This is a genomic window from Mucilaginibacter rigui (assembly GCF_014773275.1).
GTDB lineage: Bacteria > Bacteroidota > Bacteroidia > Sphingobacteriales > Sphingobacteriaceae > Mucilaginibacter > Mucilaginibacter rigui_A.
Genome location: NZ_JACWMW010000001.1, coordinates 506579 through 522396 on the forward strand (window position 1 = coordinate 506579; position 15818 = coordinate 522396).

18 protein-coding genes are annotated in these 15818 nt (G+C 44.0%); 7 read left to right on the forward strand and 11 right to left on the reverse strand.

Annotation, left to right across the window (positions count from 1 at the left end; all coding sequences use genetic code 11):
• Positions 1–95: 95 nt before the first annotated feature.
• The 4 genes from IDJ75_RS02360 to IDJ75_RS02375 all read right to left on the reverse strand — a co-directional run bounded on the left by IDJ75_RS02360 (position 96) and on the right by IDJ75_RS02375 (position 2764).
• On the reverse strand, positions 96–455 hold the full coding sequence (locus tag IDJ75_RS02360) for a DUF1493 family protein (protein ID WP_191174008.1): 360 nt from the start codon (positions 453–455) through the stop codon (positions 96–98).
• A gap of 165 nt (positions 456–620) precedes the next feature.
• Positions 621–1130: a GNAT family N-acetyltransferase gene (locus IDJ75_RS02365; protein ID WP_191174009.1), complete on the reverse strand. Its 510-nt coding sequence runs from the start codon at positions 1128–1130 to the stop codon at positions 621–623.
• A gap of 118 nt (positions 1131–1248) precedes the next feature.
• Positions 1249–1584 carry a cupin domain-containing protein gene (locus IDJ75_RS02370; RefSeq protein ID WP_191174010.1) on the reverse strand — a complete coding sequence of 112 codons (336 nt, stop codon included), beginning with the start codon at positions 1582–1584 and terminating at the stop codon, positions 1249–1251.
• A 91-nt stretch (positions 1585–1675) separates the two neighbouring features.
• Complete coding sequence (locus IDJ75_RS02375; RefSeq protein WP_191174011.1) at positions 1676–2764, reverse strand: acyltransferase; 1089 nt, start codon at positions 2762–2764, stop codon at positions 1676–1678.
• A 107-nt stretch (positions 2765–2871) separates the two neighbouring features.
• Here IDJ75_RS02375 and IDJ75_RS02380 point away from each other — a divergent pair, with 107 nt between their 5' ends.
• From IDJ75_RS02380 to IDJ75_RS02390, 3 genes are all read left to right on the forward strand, one after another.
• Positions 2872–3792: a DnaJ C-terminal domain-containing protein gene (locus IDJ75_RS02380; RefSeq protein WP_191174012.1), complete on the forward strand. Its 921-nt coding sequence runs from the start codon at positions 2872–2874 to the stop codon at positions 3790–3792.
• A gap of 7 nt (positions 3793–3799) precedes the next feature.
• Positions 3800–4093 (forward strand): chaperone modulator CbpM, encoded by a 294-nt coding sequence (locus IDJ75_RS02385; protein ID WP_191174013.1) that lies wholly within the window; start codon positions 3800–3802, stop codon positions 4091–4093.
• A gap of 94 nt (positions 4094–4187) precedes the next feature.
• A complete protein-coding gene (locus tag IDJ75_RS02390) occupies positions 4188–4496 on the forward strand; it encodes a hypothetical protein (RefSeq protein WP_191174014.1) in 309 nt (102 codons plus the stop codon).
• A 140-nt stretch (positions 4497–4636) separates the two neighbouring features.
• On the opposite strand, the gene IDJ75_RS02395 is transcribed toward IDJ75_RS02390, so the two are convergent.
• The 5 genes from IDJ75_RS02395 to kaiC form a co-directional block, all read right to left on the reverse strand.
• Positions 4637–5410: an enoyl-CoA hydratase/isomerase family protein gene (locus IDJ75_RS02395; protein ID WP_191174015.1), complete on the reverse strand. Its 774-nt coding sequence runs from the start codon at positions 5408–5410 to the stop codon at positions 4637–4639.
• Between the two features lie 63 nt (positions 5411–5473).
• Positions 5474–7126, reverse strand: a complete 1653-nt coding sequence (locus tag IDJ75_RS02400; RefSeq protein WP_191174016.1) for a PAS domain-containing sensor histidine kinase — start codon at positions 7124–7126, stop codon at positions 5474–5476.
• Positions 7127–7129: 3 nt separating this feature from the next.
• On the reverse strand, positions 7130–7456 hold the full coding sequence (locus IDJ75_RS02405) for a circadian clock KaiB family protein (protein ID WP_191174017.1): 327 nt from the start codon (positions 7454–7456) through the stop codon (positions 7130–7132).
• Between the two features lie 17 nt (positions 7457–7473).
• Positions 7474–7767: a circadian clock KaiB family protein gene (locus tag IDJ75_RS02410; RefSeq protein ID WP_224746454.1), complete on the reverse strand. Its 294-nt coding sequence runs from the start codon at positions 7765–7767 to the stop codon at positions 7474–7476.
• Positions 7745–9508, reverse strand: coding sequence for a circadian clock protein KaiC (gene kaiC, locus IDJ75_RS02415; protein WP_191174018.1), 1764 nt, complete (start codon positions 9506–9508; stop codon positions 7745–7747). The genes IDJ75_RS02410 and kaiC overlap by 23 nt, the downstream gene beginning before the upstream one ends.
• 380 nt (positions 9509–9888) lie before the next feature.
• Between kaiC and IDJ75_RS02420 the strand changes: the two genes are divergently transcribed.
• On the forward strand, positions 9889–12522 hold the full coding sequence (locus IDJ75_RS02420; RefSeq protein WP_191174019.1) for a PAS domain-containing protein: 2634 nt from the start codon (positions 9889–9891) through the stop codon (positions 12520–12522).
• A gap of 56 nt (positions 12523–12578) precedes the next feature.
• A complete protein-coding gene (locus tag IDJ75_RS02425; protein WP_191174020.1) occupies positions 12579–12944 on the forward strand; it encodes a response regulator transcription factor in 366 nt (121 codons plus the stop codon).
• Positions 12945–13099: 155 nt separating this feature from the next.
• Here IDJ75_RS02425 and IDJ75_RS02430 read toward each other — a convergent pair whose 3' ends face one another.
• Together IDJ75_RS02430 and IDJ75_RS02435 are read right to left on the reverse strand one after the other, a co-directional pair.
• Complete coding sequence (locus IDJ75_RS02430) at positions 13100–13546, reverse strand: DUF983 domain-containing protein (RefSeq protein WP_191174021.1); 447 nt, start codon at positions 13544–13546, stop codon at positions 13100–13102.
• On the reverse strand, positions 13543–14418 hold the full coding sequence (locus IDJ75_RS02435) for an AraC family transcriptional regulator (protein ID WP_191174022.1): 876 nt from the start codon (positions 14416–14418) through the stop codon (positions 13543–13545). Before IDJ75_RS02435 ends, IDJ75_RS02430 begins: the two co-directional genes overlap by 4 nt.
• A gap of 281 nt (positions 14419–14699) precedes the next feature.
• Here IDJ75_RS02435 and IDJ75_RS02440 point away from each other — a divergent pair, with 281 nt between their 5' ends.
• Complete coding sequence (locus IDJ75_RS02440) at positions 14700–15332, forward strand: HAD family hydrolase (RefSeq protein WP_191174023.1); 633 nt, start codon at positions 14700–14702, stop codon at positions 15330–15332.
• A gap of 38 nt (positions 15333–15370) precedes the next feature.
• Positions 15371–15760, forward strand: coding sequence for a hypothetical protein (locus IDJ75_RS02445; RefSeq protein ID WP_191174024.1), 390 nt, complete (start codon positions 15371–15373; stop codon positions 15758–15760).
• The last annotated feature ends 58 nt before the right edge of the window (positions 15761–15818 follow it).

The window sequence follows — 15818 nt, forward strand, 5'->3', positions numbered from 1 at the left end:
TCGTATAGATACTGCTTTTAGAGGATTTATCTGAGATGAGCTCCCACAGTAGGTTCTCCCCGTACCACGTTCCGGCCGACATTTTGGGAGATGCATTACACCAGCTTACCGTTCTCTAAAGCATGCTGCAATACCGCAACTTTAAATTTGGGTTTATAGCAATACCCCGCCAGTTTTTTTACCCAGGGGCGTTTGAAACCAAACATTAACTTGAGCATCCTGACCCTTGCCGAGCCTTTTGGATAACCGTATTTATACCAGCTGAATTTAGAGTTATCTACCTTGAAATGTTCGGCAAATTCGGCCAGGAAAAGGTCTATTTCTATATCGTATATATCCAGGTCGAGGTCTATACTGGTATGGGGATGCAGGGTATCAGGGTCAACCCGGTACACTTTGTACCGGTTACAGTAATCAATTATAAAATCTTTTAACTGCGGTTGAATTTGCTCCATACAATGCCTTAATAGTGAATAAAGGACACCGTTTTTTGCCCGGCGTTGCAGTTTAAAATTAAGAAAAGGGTTTTTAATCTAAAAAAATTTAACTTTTATTAACTCACCCCCGATATCGCTGCGCTTGTCGACCCTCTCTCTGCAAGCGGAAAGAGGGTGGGATAATTATATCGTTTTCTCTAACTTAAACATTTCAACGGGCTGGTTTAATATGCCGTTGCGTTTGGTAATGTTGAGGGGGATAACTTCGCCGGTTTTGGTGTAGCCGCGGCGCTCATACCAGTCTAACAGTTCGGTGCGGGTGGTAATCACCGTCATGGTGATGGTGTGGTAATTAATATTTCGGGCGTAATCCTCGGCTGTTGTTAATAGCCTGCGGCCCAGTCCGTTTGCCTGTAGCGTTGGCGATACGGTGAGCATACCCAGGTAAAGCTTTTCGCCACGTTTTTGGAGGTATACACATCCGGTGATACTATCTTCTTCATTGGTGTTTTTTAGGATAACAGCATCCGGGTCGCTCATTTGTTCCGTGAGGCCTTCATTGTCAATGCGTTGCCCGCCTATCAGGTTTGCCTCGGTGGTCCAGCCCTTTTTTGAGCTTTCGCCACGGTATGCGGAGTTGATCAATGCAACAAGTTCAGGTACGTCTGTAAGGGTAGCGGGTGTTATTGCCATGTTGCAAATTTATTAATTAGCAGCAAATGGCATAATGATTTGTTATGGGTGAGTTTGTGCGAACAATTTTACCGCATGTGTACGGCTTCGGCAGGCTCATACTGACAAGATAGATCATCTACAGATCCCTGTAATCCTCACGTACCGGGCTAAAAACATCTATCAATTTGCAATCGGTAATCGCCAGGCCGCTATGGCGTACGTTTGAGGGTATAACTGCAAACATGCCGGTATCCAAAAGCTGCACCTCGCCATTAACGGTTAGTTGAAATTTACCCTCCAGCACAAAAGAAAGCTGCTCGTGGATGTGCGAATGATCGGGCACGGAATTGCCGGCTGCCACATCAATAAAGTTGATGGTGTTGTTGGCGGTGTGTATCAGTTTAGAGAAAAAGCCCGGGGCGATCTCTTTGGTATCGATATCAGCGAATTGGCGGAAGACGGTAGTGTTCATGGATGGGAAATTACAAAAAAGACGCGAAGTATCGTGTCTCTACATTTTGCATTCCGTAGAGACGCGATACTTCGCGTCTCCGATAAGATGTTTAACCAACAATATATTTACTCCCCGGTAAATATGATAGCAGCTTTATGCCAATATACGTCACCAGGAAAGTACTGATGGCCAGCACAGGTATTATCAACACCACATCGTGCAGCCAGTTAGTGATAATAGGCGCTAACTGTACCAATACTAAAATATGCGCCAGGTACATGCCATAGGTTAAGCCGGACATTTTAGCGAAAAAATTTTCGGCAGCAGCGCTATTAAAGCTAATGGTTCGGAATATCAGGAATAATCCTGTCGCCATCATAGCCACATTAATAGTTGGGAACGCCCAGGAAAGCTCCAGCTCGGGCAGGTCTTTAGCGAATGGTAACTGGTGTGCAAAAACCAGGTTGGTAATAGTATAACCCATAATAACCATAACTATACCCCATAAAACCCCTGCAGATTTAGATAGGGTAACATGCTCTTTGATGTAATTACCCAGCAGCAGGTAGCCTATATAGCCCGAAAAATAATACCCGCTGTGGTACTTGTTCCAGAAGCACTCGCCCCAAACTTCGGGTATAATGGTTTTGATATAAGGAAAGCAAAGGGTGATAACCCATATCAATAAAAAGAATTGCTTGAACCGTTTTGATGCCGTTTGTACCCATGGCGAAAAAACAGGGATAAACAGGTACACACCAATAAACATATACACAAACCAAAGGTGGCCGGCACCTGGTGCAAAATTGATAGGAATGATGTACAGATCGTGCCACATTTGGCTGGTGCTGCTTGTGCCCAGCAGGTAAGGTACCAGGGCATACATAATGCTCCAAAATAAAAACGGAATAAGCAGGCGGGTAAAGCGGCGTTTGTAAAATATGCTTGCTGTTTCTTTAATGGGGAGCAGCAAATAGCCCGATATCATCACAAAAAGTGGTACGCATGCCCGCATAAAGCTCCCGTAATTATTTACCCAAACGTGGTTTTCGCGGATGATCTGGCCCCGGTCGCCGATGTAAAAAAACTCGCCCGAGTGTACCGTGAGCACCATTAAACAAGCAAAAATTCTTAATACATTTAAATAAGCGGTTGGGTTGCTTTTAAAAGGTACATTAGGCGTTGCAATTGCGGGCATATTTTTTAGTTAATTGGTTGCGTAATTTATGTAAAACCAACGTAAATTGGACAGCTAACTAAAACTTAGCACTGCTTTGCAGGTTTAAACAATACATCATTTAAGCTATGGCATTTATTGATTATTATAAAATACTGGGCGTAAACAAAGGCGCATCAGAAAAGGAGATAAAAAGTGCTTACCGTAAAATGGCACGCAAGCACCACCCCGACCTTAACCCCAACAACGCCGAGGCCGAAAAGCAATTTAAACAAGTTAACGAGGCTAACGAGGTTTTAAGCGACCCCGAAAAACGAAAAAAATACGACAAGTATGGAGAAAACTGGCAGCATGGCGAGGCTTATGAACAACAACAGCGACAGCAGCAAAGCCAGCAGCGCAGTTACGGCGGCGGGGGGCAGCAGGATTTTGGAGGGTTTGATTTTGGCGGCAGCAGCAATGGTGGAGACTTCTCCGACTTTTTTAACTCGATGTTTGGCGGCGGGCCTGCGGGCAGCGGCGGCGGCAGGGCACAGCAGCGGTACCGCGGGCAGGATATGAACGCCAGCCTGCAGCTAAACCTGCGCGACATACTGGAATCTAAAAAACAAACCATTACCGTTAACGGTAAAAATATCCGGCTTACCATCCCTGCGGGGATAGAGAACGGGCAAACTATAAAAATTGCAGGCCATGGCGGCCCGGGCAGTAACGGCGCACCGGCGGGCGATCTGTATATAAAATTTGCCATACCCGATGATGCCGAGTTTAAACGTGTGGGCAGCGACTTGTACAAAAATATTAACCTTGACCTCTACACAGCCGTTTTAGGCGGCGAAATTACGGCAGATACCCTTACCGGTAAGGTTAAGCTTAAAGTAGCACCCGGTACGCAGATTGGCACTAAGGTAAAGTTAAAGGGCAAAGGCATACCGGTATACAAAAAAGAGGGGCAGTTTGGCGACTTGTACCTTACCTATAATGTACAACTGCCTACCAGCCTTACCGAAAAACAAAAAGAGTTATTTGAAGAACTGGCTAAATCATAAAACCTATATGAGAACAGAAAATTTGATAACCGTGAACGATTTTTGTGTGTACCACAACGTGGAATACACCTTTATTGATTACCTGGCAGATGCCGGGCTGGTTAAGGTTACTACCGTTAACAAAACCAGTTGCATACCGCTGGACGAAATACAGAAACTGGAACGCCTGGTACGCCTGCACAACGAACTGGAGATAAACGAACCGGGCCTTGCAACCATTAATAATTTGCTGCAAAAATTAGATGATATGGAACAGGAAATGAGTGTTTTAAGGAGTAAATTAAAACTTTACGAAGACTGATATTCCAAAAAGGAGTAGGTTTTTATTAAACCCTGGTACAATTATAGGGTCATAGATACAAATGAAACGATAATTGTAACTAAAATCTACTACCATGAAACTAATTAAAATTTCAATAATAGCCTTAGTATTAACCTGCAGTATGCAGTTGGCCAAAGCCCAGGTAAGGGTAGGCATAGGTATTAACCTTGGTACACCGGTAAGATATGTTGAAAGACCTTATTATTATGATGATTATGACCGCGTAGTTTATTATGACCGCCCGGTACGCAGATATTATGGCCGCCCGGTTTATTACCGCACCCGTTACTACGAACGCCCTGTTTATCGCCAGGTAGTTTACCGCGAACATGGTTATCGCGGCCATGGTGGCGGTCATGGCAGAGGCCACGGAAGATGGTAATTTTTTGTGAAATATATTATGAGAGCCCTTCAGTAATGAAGGGCTCTTTTGTTAGGATTGGCACGGTTGTTTTAACAGCTGTAGAGTAGCTTATTTGTTATCGTATTTTTCTACTTATTGTACTTTACGGTTAAAATAAACTATTCTTTCTTTAAAAAACTATTCAAGGCATGCTGGGTAAATTCTGACAATACCAGTTCGCCGCTAATGGCGGCACGCTCATTTAGTAGCTGGTCCCAGTTTTCGGTGCCTTCCCAAAGTATCTGTTTAAGGCCTTTAAGCGCTTCGGGGTGGTATGAGGCAAGTTTATGCGTGAGGGTTGATAAACCCTCATCAAGCGCGGGGATATCTGTATATATTTCGTTATACAGGCCTTTTTCCATTGCCCATTTAGCAGATTGAAAATCGGCCGCGCGGATGGTGAGCTGCGAAAATGCAGGCAAACCTATTTTACGGATCACCGCGGGCGATATTACAAAGGGGCCAATGCCTATGGCCAGTTCACTTAGTTTGATAGAGGCTGCTTCGGTAGCCAGTACATAATCGGCACCGGCAGCAAGGCCCACACCACCACCAACAGCTTTACCATGCACACGGGCTATGATAATTTTTGATGATTTGCGGCAGGCGTTGATCACGTTGGCAAATCCCGAAAAAAATACGGCGCCTGTTTCTTTATCTTTTATCTGCAATAATTCATCAAAGCTCGCCCCGGCGCAAAAAGTGCGCTCGCCGGCGCTTTGCAGTACAATAACTTTTGTTTGCGGGTTATTGCCGGCCTCGTTTATTTTATCGGTTAACGCCTTCAGCAGGTGTGCCGGAAGTGAGTTTTGTGCGGGGTGGTAAAAACCTACGGTAGCAACGCCATCTGCGCTGGTATTAAGCACTACATTTCCGTTTTGGGTATCGGTCATTATTGGTTGGTATAAATGCGCGGCAATATCCGTACTATTTAACGTACCTGCAAATAGGAAGGATCAAACCAACGGCAATTCAAAATAAAAAGTTGATCCCTGGCCGGGTTCGCTTTCCACACCGATGGTGCCTTTATGGTTGCTGATGATCTCGTTAGATATATATAGCCCCATGCCTAGGCCGCTCGTCATGTTCTTTTTATCTTCAACGCGGTAAAAGCGTTCAAATATTTTGCTTTGCTGGTCTTTTGATAAACCAATGCCATTGTCATGAACAGATACCCTTACGTTATTACCATGTTTTTGTGTAGTAATGGTAACTATTTTGTTATTTTGTGAGTATTTAACGGCATTGTTTACCAGGTTCATCAATACCTGTTCTAATCTTTCGGCATTGCCTTTTACCATATAAGGCTGTCCTGGTTCATACTCAAAAATATAGGCAGGGTAAACATGCTCCGCATTTTCTATACATTGGCTCACCAATTGGGTTATGTTTAATTCTGCAATGGCATATTCAAGCCTTCCTGCTTTTATTTTGCTTACGTCAAGCAGGTCGTTTATCAGGCTTTGCAGTTTGTTGATTGATACACCTGCTTTGCCAATGTATTGTTTAATTACCGGTGGCAGCTCTTCCTTTTTATAGCTTGCTATAAGTTGTAAATAACCCTTTAAGCTGGTTAACGGCGTTTTAAGTTCATGGCTGGCTATCCCAATAAACTCATCTTTGCGGTCCATCTCTCGCTTTTGGTCTTCAATATTGGTAGCGGTACCCACCCAAAATATAATGTCGCCATTGTCATTCTTTAATGGGTTTGAGCGGTTAAGGTGCCAATGGTAAACGCCATCGTGCCTGCGGTAGCGGTTCTCTATTTCAAAAATTTCGCCTGTTTTTAGTGATGTTTCATACCTGATGAGTGTTTCCTTCAGGTCATCGGGATGCACAACCTGGCTCCATTCAAAATTGGCGGTATCATCTTTACTAAGGCCTGTATAATCATACCAGCGCTGGTTAAATGAGTTAACTACACCTGTTGGCAGGTTAGTCCAGGTCATTTGCAGTATATTGTTGGTAAGCAGCTTAAAATGCTCACGACTGATCAATAGATCGCCGGTGCGCTCCCTTACCGTTGCTTCCAATGTGTTGTTTAGTTTTTCGGTATTCGCACGCGATTCCTCTAACTGCTCGTTACGTTGCTGTAATTGTCTTTCGGTTTCTTTTAAAACGCTTAGGTCGGTAATAATAATACTTAAAGCAATGCCGTTATCCAGTTCAATGGTATTGCACGAGAACATGCAATGCATATCCTTGCCGCCGCCATCCTTCAAAATAATTTCCTGCCGGTTATCTTCCTCCCAGCTATTGTGTATTAATTCGCGAAGTTTGTTTTGCGAACTTTCCGGCACAAAAGAAGCCAGCGGCATACCAATGGTTTTCTCTAATGGGGTATCGGCCATTAGCGAAAAGCGCGTGTTGCAGTATAAAATAATACCATCGCGGTTTATAGTAACGGCGCCTTCGCTCATCTTTTCAATAAAAACGCGATAGGTTTGATCTGCCGTTTTTAGGGTGTACAGTTGGTGGCCGGTATCGTCCTTTACAATAAGGGCATCAACCTGGCCGGTACGTATAGCGTTTATCGTATCATGCGCTTCCTCTAACTGGTAGCGCAATTCCTTTATCTCGTTTAAAAGATCTTTTGAATTCTGCTCCATAATTTAACTGTTAGTGGCAAGGCCCAGGCCCTTTAAAACCCTTTGGGTGTCGCTCATGTCGCCTATCATCCTGCGTTCGGGGTAGGGCGATTTTTTGATCATCAAAGGCACTGCTATAACGTCCTCACCTTCGGCAAGTTGCGGTTGCTGGTGTATATCTATAATTTCAAGCTGGTACCTGTCTTTAAGATATTCGTCGCAAATAGATTTTATGTTTTCTACCGCACGGATAGAGTTAGGCGACGCCCCTGTTATAAATAGGCGTAACACATAAGGCTCGCCCGCGGTATTATTATCATATCTGTCTAAAACTCCGTCCTGATCGGCCATAACTATCAATTATACAATTAAGCCGGGCGAATGTTTAACCCAACAAGTACCTTTTCTTCGTTTGATAGGTCGCCTATTATTTTGCGTATAGGCTCAGGTACTTTGCGTACAAGCGTAGGGATGGCCAGTATCTGGTCGCCCTCAGCAAGTTGCGGTTTTTCTAAAAGGTCAATTACCTCAATCCGGTACTCGCCTTTTAAATGCTCTTCACAATATTTTTTAAGATTAGTTAGCGCAGTAACAGATTTTGGTGTTTTCCCAGCTACGTATAACCTTAATTCCCACTTTTTATCTATTTGCTTTGCCATCATTTTTGGGGTGTTTTTTTGTTGTTTCTGCCGTTTCGCCCCTTCTAAGCCTTGTCACCTCCTCACGGTTTCTATCCAAAATTTGTTTCTTTAATTCTTCTTCCAGGTAAACCTTATTCAATTCTTCTTCAACAGATTCAAATTCACTGTGCAGGCTGGCTATTTTGGCCTCGAGCACTTTACGTTTGCGTAATATTTCCCTGTCCTTACGGTTTACTGCGCTGCTATGGATGGCTTCGCCTGTTTTCTCCACCAGCATTTGCTGTTCGCGGGCCGATCCGGTAAGGATGCCATCGGGCCCCAAATAAACATCTACAAGGGTTAAGCCGGTGTTGGTTATCACAAACTCGCGCACCTGGTTAGAGTGTTTCATTCCACGCGATTTCATGACGTACAGGCCACGGTTGCGTTCGCCGTTAAATTCAATATCGCGTACCAGTATCCAGGCGTCCACCAATGATGATACACCCTCGTCGGTTTGTTCGTTCACAATTGTATTTAATGATAACGCTGTAAACATTACCGAGATACCTTCTTCCTGCAAAAAGTCTATCATGCGTACCAGCATATTTTTAACATCGCTTACCGAGCCAATATTGATGAAGTTGGTTATCGGGTCAATAATTACTACGCTTGGTTTATATTTACGTATGCACTTATGCATAGCCACCAGGTGCATTTCAAGGCCGTATAAATTTGGCCTTGATGCGTTAAAAATAAGCAGCTCTTTATCTATATGCTTTTGCAGGTCTATCCCTATCGAGCGCATGTTGCGGATGATCTGGCTTGGCGACTCTTCCATCGCAAAATACACGCATTTCTCTTTACGGTTACAGGTTTCGTTTGCAAATGATGCAGCCAGGCTGGTTTTACCGGTACCTGCCGTGCCCGATACCAGTACACTACCGCCGCGGTATAAGCCTTTGCCGCCAAGCATATCGTCAAGGCCCTTAACACCGGTAGAGATACGCTCTGTTGATACCTTGTTGGCCATTTTAAGCGAGGTAACCGGCAGTACCGAAATCCCGTCCTCATCAATCAGGAAAGGATATTCATTAGTGCCGTGTACGGTGCCGCGGTATTTTATAACGCGCAGCCTGCGGGTTGTTATCTGGTTTACCACCCGGTTGTCAAGCAATATCACACAATCAGATACATACTCTTCAAGCCCCTGGCGTGTTAATGAATTACCTTCGCCACGCTCGCCGGTAATAATGGCGGTTACGCCTTTTTCTTTTAGCCAGCCAAAAAGGCGGCGTAACTCCATACGTAAAACGGCCTGGTTATTTAAGCCCGAGAAAAGGTTCTCCAGCGTATCAAGTACCACACGTTTGGCGCCAATGCTATCAATAGCGTAACCTAAGCGGATAAACAAACCTTCAAGGTCGTACTCGCCGGTTTCTTCTATTTCACTGCGGTCTATATGTACATGGTCTATTTTTAATTTCTTTTGATCCTGTAGTTTCTTCAGGTCGAAACCCAGTGAGGCAACATTCATGGCCAGTTCGTCGCTTTTTTCTTCAAAAGCCACAAAAACGCCGGGTTCATTGTATTGTACAGCACCACGTACAATAAATTCTAATGACATCAGGGTTTTACCACAACCGGCTTCACCGCATATTAATGTTGGCCTGCCCTGGGGTAAACCGCCTTCTGTAATTTCATCAAGGCCCACTATACCGGTTAATACTTTTGGTAAAGTACCGTACAGTATCGGAGAGCTCTTTTTTTGAGTTTTACTCATAGGTATTCGTTTTCAATAATTTCATAAAAGTATAAAATGTACCCTATTACGCAATAGTATTGCTTGTAATGGGTTATATTTATTCGATTATGTTGTAAAGTATCTTCTAAAATTATTCCACCTTAACTACGTAGAATTTTAATTGTTTGGATTTTAGCACATTATTTACATTTCATTTGCAAAAAATAACCCATAAATAAAATCTTTAACATTCATTTAAAAGCAAGAAGCAATTAGGTGGTTTATAGTTGCATAATTTTATTTAACATGTATTAGCTATAATCAATTAGATGATTTAATATTGTACTACAATCTATCCAACAGAATATATTTAGCCGATACTTATTTGCAATATATATTAATGTTTTTCTACCTGAATAATGGAAAGCAACATTTATCCGGACGCCCAAAGCGAAAACGTATTTAAAACCATTATAGAGCAGTCGCCGTCGCCGGTTGGCCTTTATGTGGGGCGCGATATGGTGATAACACTTACCAATGATGCCATTTTAAAAGTTTGGGATAAGGATGTAAGTGTTATAGGTAAAACATTCAGGCAGGCACTGCCTGAGCTGGAAGGCCAGCCCTTTTTTGAACTGCTTGATACCGTTTTTACAACAGGCATAGCATACGAAGCCTATGCCGAGAAAGTAGACCTGCTGATAGGCGGGCAAATGCAAACGTTTTACTTCAATTTTATATACAAGCCGCTTAAAAACGAAAAAGGCGAGGTATGGGGAATACTAAATACAGCCGACGATGTTACTGAGCTGGTGCTTACCCGTAAAAAGTTAGCCGAAGCAGAAGAGCGCTCACGTTTTGCGCTCGATTCGGCAGAATTGGGCGCCTGGGACATGAACCCCGAAAACGGACGCGTTACGTGGGATGATCGTTGTAACCGGTTGCACGGTTTTTTGCCTGGTGAGGTAACCGTTTATAGCGACATTTTAAAACATATCCACCCGGATGACCGGGGAAATGTAGCGCAAAATGTAAAGGCTGCCCTTAACCCCGGGGGCGATGGTTATTATGATGAAACATTTCGTATTGTATGCCCAAACAGTACCAAAGTACGATGGCTGCGCAGCAAAGGTAAGGCATATTTTAATGAGCAGGGCAGGTGTATACGCTTTGCCGGCACCACACAGGATATAACTGCCGAGATAAGGGATAAAGAAGAACAACGAAAACTGATAACCCTGGTTGATAATACATCTGATTTTATAAGCCTGAGCGACCTTGACGGTAACGTGACTTACGTAAACGCTGCCGGCCGTAAAATGATGGGGATAGACTATGAAGCCGAATTGCAGCATAATTCGGAATTTATTATGCCCGGTGAGAAGGATAAACTTAAAAATGAAATAAATAAGGCACTGCAAACTTTAGGGAAATGGAGCGGCGAGGTGATGTACCGTAACTTTAAAACGGGCGAGCCTATCCCGGTTATTGGCACTACTATGCTGATATATGACCCTGCAGGTAAACCACAGGGCAGGGCCACCATAGCCCGCGATCTGCGCGCCGAGATAGCAAGCAAAAAGGCACTGATAGATAGCGAACACCTGCTGCAAAATATAACCAGTGCATCGCCAACTGCACTTTGGATGGCCGATGATAACGGCATGATAACCTACGCCAATAAAACCTGGACAGACTGGACAGGACAACCCATTGAAGATTTATTAGGCACCGGATGGCTGCATTGTATTTTGCCTGAAGACAGGGCCCGGGCAGCCGAAAAGTTTTTGATAGACCTTAAGGCGCAAAAACCTTATGAGGTTGATTTCAGGATCCGCCGGAAAAGTGGTGAGATCCGCTGGTGTATAGCCACCGGCCATCCGCAATACAATCACGAGGGTAAATTTATGGGCTATATTGGCGCCTGTACGGATGTTACCGAAAAAACCATCACCGATATTGAGCTACAATTAAAAAACGGCGAGCTTAACGACCAGATAAGACAGTTTGAATTTGTGACAGATTTTATGCCCGTGCAGCTCTGGACGGCCAAAACGAGCGGTGAGCTTGATTATGTGAATAAGCAAACCATTAATTTTTTTGGCCTGCCTATGGAAGCCATTATTGGCGAAAAATGGATAGATAATGTGCACCCCGAAGACCGGCCGGGCTGCATAGCCGCGTGGGCAGAGGCTTTACAAAGCCATAGCTTGTACCAGTACGAGTTTAGGCTGCGCGACAAAAACGGTGAATATAAGTGGCATCTTTCCCGCGCCCTGCCGTTTATAAACGATGGTGAGATTGTGAGGTGGTTTGGTACCAATACCGATATTGACGAGCAAAAACAAATGCAGCGCCAAAAAGATGATTTTTTAGGTATTGCCAGTCATGAGTTAAAAACCCCGGTAACCAGTATAAAAGCCTACGCCCAGGTACTTGGCGCCATGCTGAGTAACGAAGGGGAAGAGAAAAAGGCGCAAATGGTAATGAAGATGGATGCGCAGTTAAACCGCCTTACCAATTTGATAGGTGATTTGCTTGATGTAACCAAAATAAACTCGGGCCGCATATTGTTTAACAAGGTTTGGTTTGATTTTAACCAGGCTGTTGAGGAGTGCGTGCAGGATTTGCAGCACACCACCAATAAGCACATACTGGTAATGGATTTTAAAGAAACCGGTAAAGTATATTCAGACAAAGAGCGGATAGGGCAGGTAATGACCAACCTGATCAGTAACGCCGTTAAATATTCACCGCACTCCAACCGTATCATTATCAGTACCGAACGGGAAGGAAATATGGTTACCGTTTGCGTGGAAGATTTTGGCATTGGCATACCCGAGGATAAAAAGGACAAGGTGTTTGAACAGTTTTACCGTGTAAGCGGCAGTAAGCAGCATACCTTCCCCGGTTTGGGGTTAGGGTTATACATATCAAACGAGATCATTCGCCGGGAAGGCGGCAGAATGTGGGTAAACAGCACAGAAGGAAAAGGGTCTACTTTTTGCTTCTCGTTACCGGTTGCCGATAGCAAAGCAAACAAGCCAAAATAATAGTTTATAATTAGCTAAACCTGTACACGGTTTTGTATTCAAAACCATATAGTAAAATGAGCCTCATACCGAAAAAAATAATGATAGCTGACGACGACCCCGGAATAGTGGACGCTGTAGAAATGCTGCTCGAATTTGAGGGCTACAGTGTAACCACAACCGTTGATGGCTCTACCGTGCTTGATATGAAGGAGGAGCTGCCCGACCTGCTTTTACTTGATATATGGATGAGCGGCGAAGACGGCCGCGATATTTGCCGCCAGTTAAAAGCAACCCCGGTAACCAAAAATATCCCCGTGATTATGATATCGGCCAGCAGGGATATCGAGCAATCGGCCATAGATGCCGGTGCCGATGATTTTTTGGCCAAACCATTTGAAATGAATGACCTGCTGGCGAAGATTGAGAAGCTAACGCGATAGGTATACTCAGCATCCGTAGTGGTTAACTCACCCCGACTACGCTACGCTGGTCGACCCTCTCTGCTTCGCGAAGAGGGTAAAAACAAAACCCTCTTTCCGCGTAGCGAAGAGAGGGTGGTCGAGCGAAGCGATGACCGGGGGAGTAAACCCGTAAGCTAGTCTTTTACTGGTGCAGGTTGCTCAACCTTCGCGCTATCCTCTGCTCTCCATGGTTCGTAATTTAAACCGGGTGTTAGCCAGTACAACAAGGCAACCCTCGAGTACCGGTAGTTAAACGGCGACAACAGAAATATTACGCCCATCAATACCGCCACATAAACCCATGGTGAATTTGAACCCGTTAAAATATGCAGGCCTACTGCAAAGGTTACCATTTCGGCAACGTTAAAGGCATAGCTTACAAACATGGCCACGTACCAGTATCCCGGTTCGCGCTCATAGTGCAGGCCGCAGTGCGAGCAGCGTTCGTGCATTTTTTGTCCGCCAAAACTGTAGGTAGGCGTGCTGTAAATATCGCCCCTGCGGCAACGCGGGCATTTAGCTTTTATAAAGCCTTCTAAAACGGGTACTTGTTTGGCGGGTTTTATGTTAGTTGGTGTCATTGGGCTATTGGGTTTTTGCGGAATTCCTCAGGGGTTAATCCGGTGTATTTTTTAAAAAATTTGGTAAAGTAAGAGTTATCGGCAAAGTTTAGCTTGCCTGCAATCTCGTTGATGTTCATGTCAAGGTTTACCAGCAGGCGCTTGGCCTCCAGTATTACCCGGTTGCGGATCACCTCTCCGGCAGGTACCCCCAGCATATCATTACATAAGGCATTTAAATGGTTAGGGGTAATGTATAGCAGGGCGGCATAATCTTTTGGTAACCGCAGGGTGGCAAAATTTTTATCGGTAAGCTTTTTAAAGCTTTGCAACAGGGTGTAATTATACGTTGGTGCGGTGGTTTGCTGTCCCTGCTCGCTTTGCCGGGCTACCAGTATAAACAGTTGCAGCATCAGCGTGCGGATCAGGTCCATACCCATACGGCCGGTTTGCTGGCCCTCCGCTATTAGTTGCTCAAACAAAGCAACTACCTGCTGATGTATGTCGGGTTTTAGGTTTATTACCTCATCATCCACATTACCGGTAAAAAAAGGCAGGCTTTCCAGGTAATCGGGCCGTAATAAAAACGACTGGAAAAACTCGGCAGAAAAATTGATGATGTAACCATCAACCGGGCCTTCAAAGTTCCAGCGGTGTACCTGCCCCGGTGCCATAAAGTAAATTTGATATGGTTTTACCGGGAAGCTTGTAAAATCAATAGAATGGTTACCGCTGCCATCTGTAAATAATACCACATGGTAAAAAGTGTGTTTATGCGGCAGGCTAAGGTTTTGATGTTTTTGCAAATAAGGCGCAAAGCGGCTGATAAGCAGCTCGTTGTGCTGATGGTCAGCCAATGAGCATATATCATAAACCGGGAATGCCTTTTTCATACCACAAAGATACCCAACAATTACCAACCCCAATGGTGCGGAATGTGGTTGTTATGGTATTTTTTACTGATTGTAATCATTTTTTTAAATCGCAAATGTACGGAGTGAAAAAACACAGAGAACACAAAGGAAAGCTCTGTTATTAAATGGTATTAGAAATAATCAACTAAAAGCCTCTGTGGCCTCTGTGAAAACTTTATGTTTTTTGGGGTTACTTGCCGGTTGCTACATTGTGGTTAAACAAACTTTGCAGTTAAAAAACTAAAAGTTAATTTCACCCCATGCAAAAACCCGATAGCCTTATTTTTGATATGGACGGCACCCTTTGGGATGCCGTTGACACCTATGCGCACTCCTGGAACGTTGTTTTTAGTGAACTGGGGATAGATAAAACTATTACCCGTGATGTTTTGGCCGGCATGGTTGGTATGGAAGGTAAAAAGGTGATAGAGATTTTAATGCCCGAATTTGACCATGATAAACGCGTGGAGATCTATGGCCTGGTAAACGGCCGCCGCCACAACCTGATCAGCGAAAAGGGTGGCATTTTATACGATGGTGTAAAAGACGGATTGAAGCAACTTGCCGAAAAATACCCGCTGTTTATACTAAGCAATTGCGCCAAAGGCATTATTCGCCAGTTTATTGACTGGGCAGATATAGACGACCTGATAAAAGACGAACTGGCACACGGCGTTAACTTTATGCCCAAAAACCATAACATTAAGTTGTTAATGGATAAACATGGGCTAAAAACCCCTGTTTATGTGGGCGATACAGAAGGTGATGGGCAGCAAAGCCGCATGGCGGGGATCCCGTTTGTATTTGTAAGTTATGGCTTTGGCCAAACGGATGACTATGACCTGAAATTTGACGATTTTAATTCGCTGGTGAATTATTTTGTAAACTTATAAGCTTCTTTAATGTTAGCTTTACATATAAATAAAAAAACATGAGAGGCAGGGTTTTAACAATTATATTCCTGGTATTGGCGGTAGTAATTATCGGGGTGGTTTACTATCGTTACTATTTTGTTTTTGGCGAAGGCACTAAAGCCGGTACCATGAACTACTTTGTTAAAAAGGGTTACATGTTTAAGACTTACGAAGGCAGATTGATCCAAAGTGGTATCCGCAGCCAAACGCAGGGCAATATCTCATCAAACGAATTTATGTTTTCTGTTACTGATGAAAAGGTGGCTGATAAATTAAACCACAGCGCAGGTGCTATGCTGGAGCTGCATTATAAAGAATATATCCATACGCTGCCATGGCGCGGTGTAAGTAATTTTGTGGTTGATAGTGTGATGTCGGTTACACCGGTATCGCCCACGGCGCCGTAAATTTTAGCCACGCTATCGCTCGCAATGACGCGTGGTTTTTAAACGCCGTTATATGACC

What these genes read in the sequence shown, in the direction of transcription:
- IDJ75_RS02430 (WP_191174021.1), bottom strand. Translation starts at nt 13,546, where the DNA reads ATGACACCAACTAACATAAAACCCGCCAAACAAGTACCCGTTTTAGAA.
- IDJ75_RS02365 (WP_191174009.1), bottom strand. Translation starts at nt 1,130, where the DNA reads ATGGCAATAACACCCGCTACCCTTACAGACGTACCTGAACTTGTTGCA.
- IDJ75_RS02425 (WP_191174020.1), top strand. Translation starts at nt 12,579, where the DNA reads ATGAGCCTCATACCGAAAAAAATAATGATAGCTGACGACGACCCCGGA.
- IDJ75_RS02420 (WP_191174019.1), top strand. Translation starts at nt 9,889, where the DNA reads ATGGAAAGCAACATTTATCCGGACGCCCAAAGCGAAAACGTATTTAAA.
- IDJ75_RS02400 (WP_191174016.1), bottom strand. Translation starts at nt 7,126, where the DNA reads ATGGAGCAGAATTCAAAAGATCTTTTAAACGAGATAAAGGAATTGCGC.
- IDJ75_RS02390 (WP_191174014.1), top strand. Translation starts at nt 4,188, where the DNA reads ATGAAACTAATTAAAATTTCAATAATAGCCTTAGTATTAACCTGCAGT.
- IDJ75_RS02360 (WP_191174008.1), bottom strand. Translation starts at nt 455, where the DNA reads ATGGAGCAAATTCAACCGCAGTTAAAAGATTTTATAATTGATTACTGT.
- IDJ75_RS02385 (WP_191174013.1), top strand. Translation starts at nt 3,800, where the DNA reads ATGAGAACAGAAAATTTGATAACCGTGAACGATTTTTGTGTGTACCAC.
- IDJ75_RS02445 (WP_191174024.1), top strand. Translation starts at nt 15,371, where the DNA reads ATGAGAGGCAGGGTTTTAACAATTATATTCCTGGTATTGGCGGTAGTA.
- IDJ75_RS02410 (WP_224746454.1), bottom strand. Translation starts at nt 7,767, where the DNA reads ATGATGGCAAAGCAAATAGATAAAAAGTGGGAATTAAGGTTATACGTA.
- IDJ75_RS02375 (WP_191174011.1), bottom strand. Translation starts at nt 2,764, where the DNA reads ATGCCCGCAATTGCAACGCCTAATGTACCTTTTAAAAGCAACCCAACC.
- IDJ75_RS02440 (WP_191174023.1), top strand. Translation starts at nt 14,700, where the DNA reads ATGCAAAAACCCGATAGCCTTATTTTTGATATGGACGGCACCCTTTGG.
- IDJ75_RS02395 (WP_191174015.1), bottom strand. Translation starts at nt 5,410, where the DNA reads ATGACCGATACCCAAAACGGAAATGTAGTGCTTAATACCAGCGCAGAT.
- IDJ75_RS02380 (WP_191174012.1), top strand. Translation starts at nt 2,872, where the DNA reads ATGGCATTTATTGATTATTATAAAATACTGGGCGTAAACAAAGGCGCA.
- IDJ75_RS02370 (WP_191174010.1), bottom strand. Translation starts at nt 1,584, where the DNA reads ATGAACACTACCGTCTTCCGCCAATTCGCTGATATCGATACCAAAGAG.
- kaiC (WP_191174018.1), bottom strand. Translation starts at nt 9,508, where the DNA reads ATGAGTAAAACTCAAAAAAAGAGCTCTCCGATACTGTACGGTACTTTA.
- IDJ75_RS02435 (WP_191174022.1), bottom strand. Translation starts at nt 14,418, where the DNA reads ATGAAAAAGGCATTCCCGGTTTATGATATATGCTCATTGGCTGACCAT.
- IDJ75_RS02405 (WP_191174017.1), bottom strand. Translation starts at nt 7,456, where the DNA reads ATGGCCGATCAGGACGGAGTTTTAGACAGATATGATAATAATACCGCG.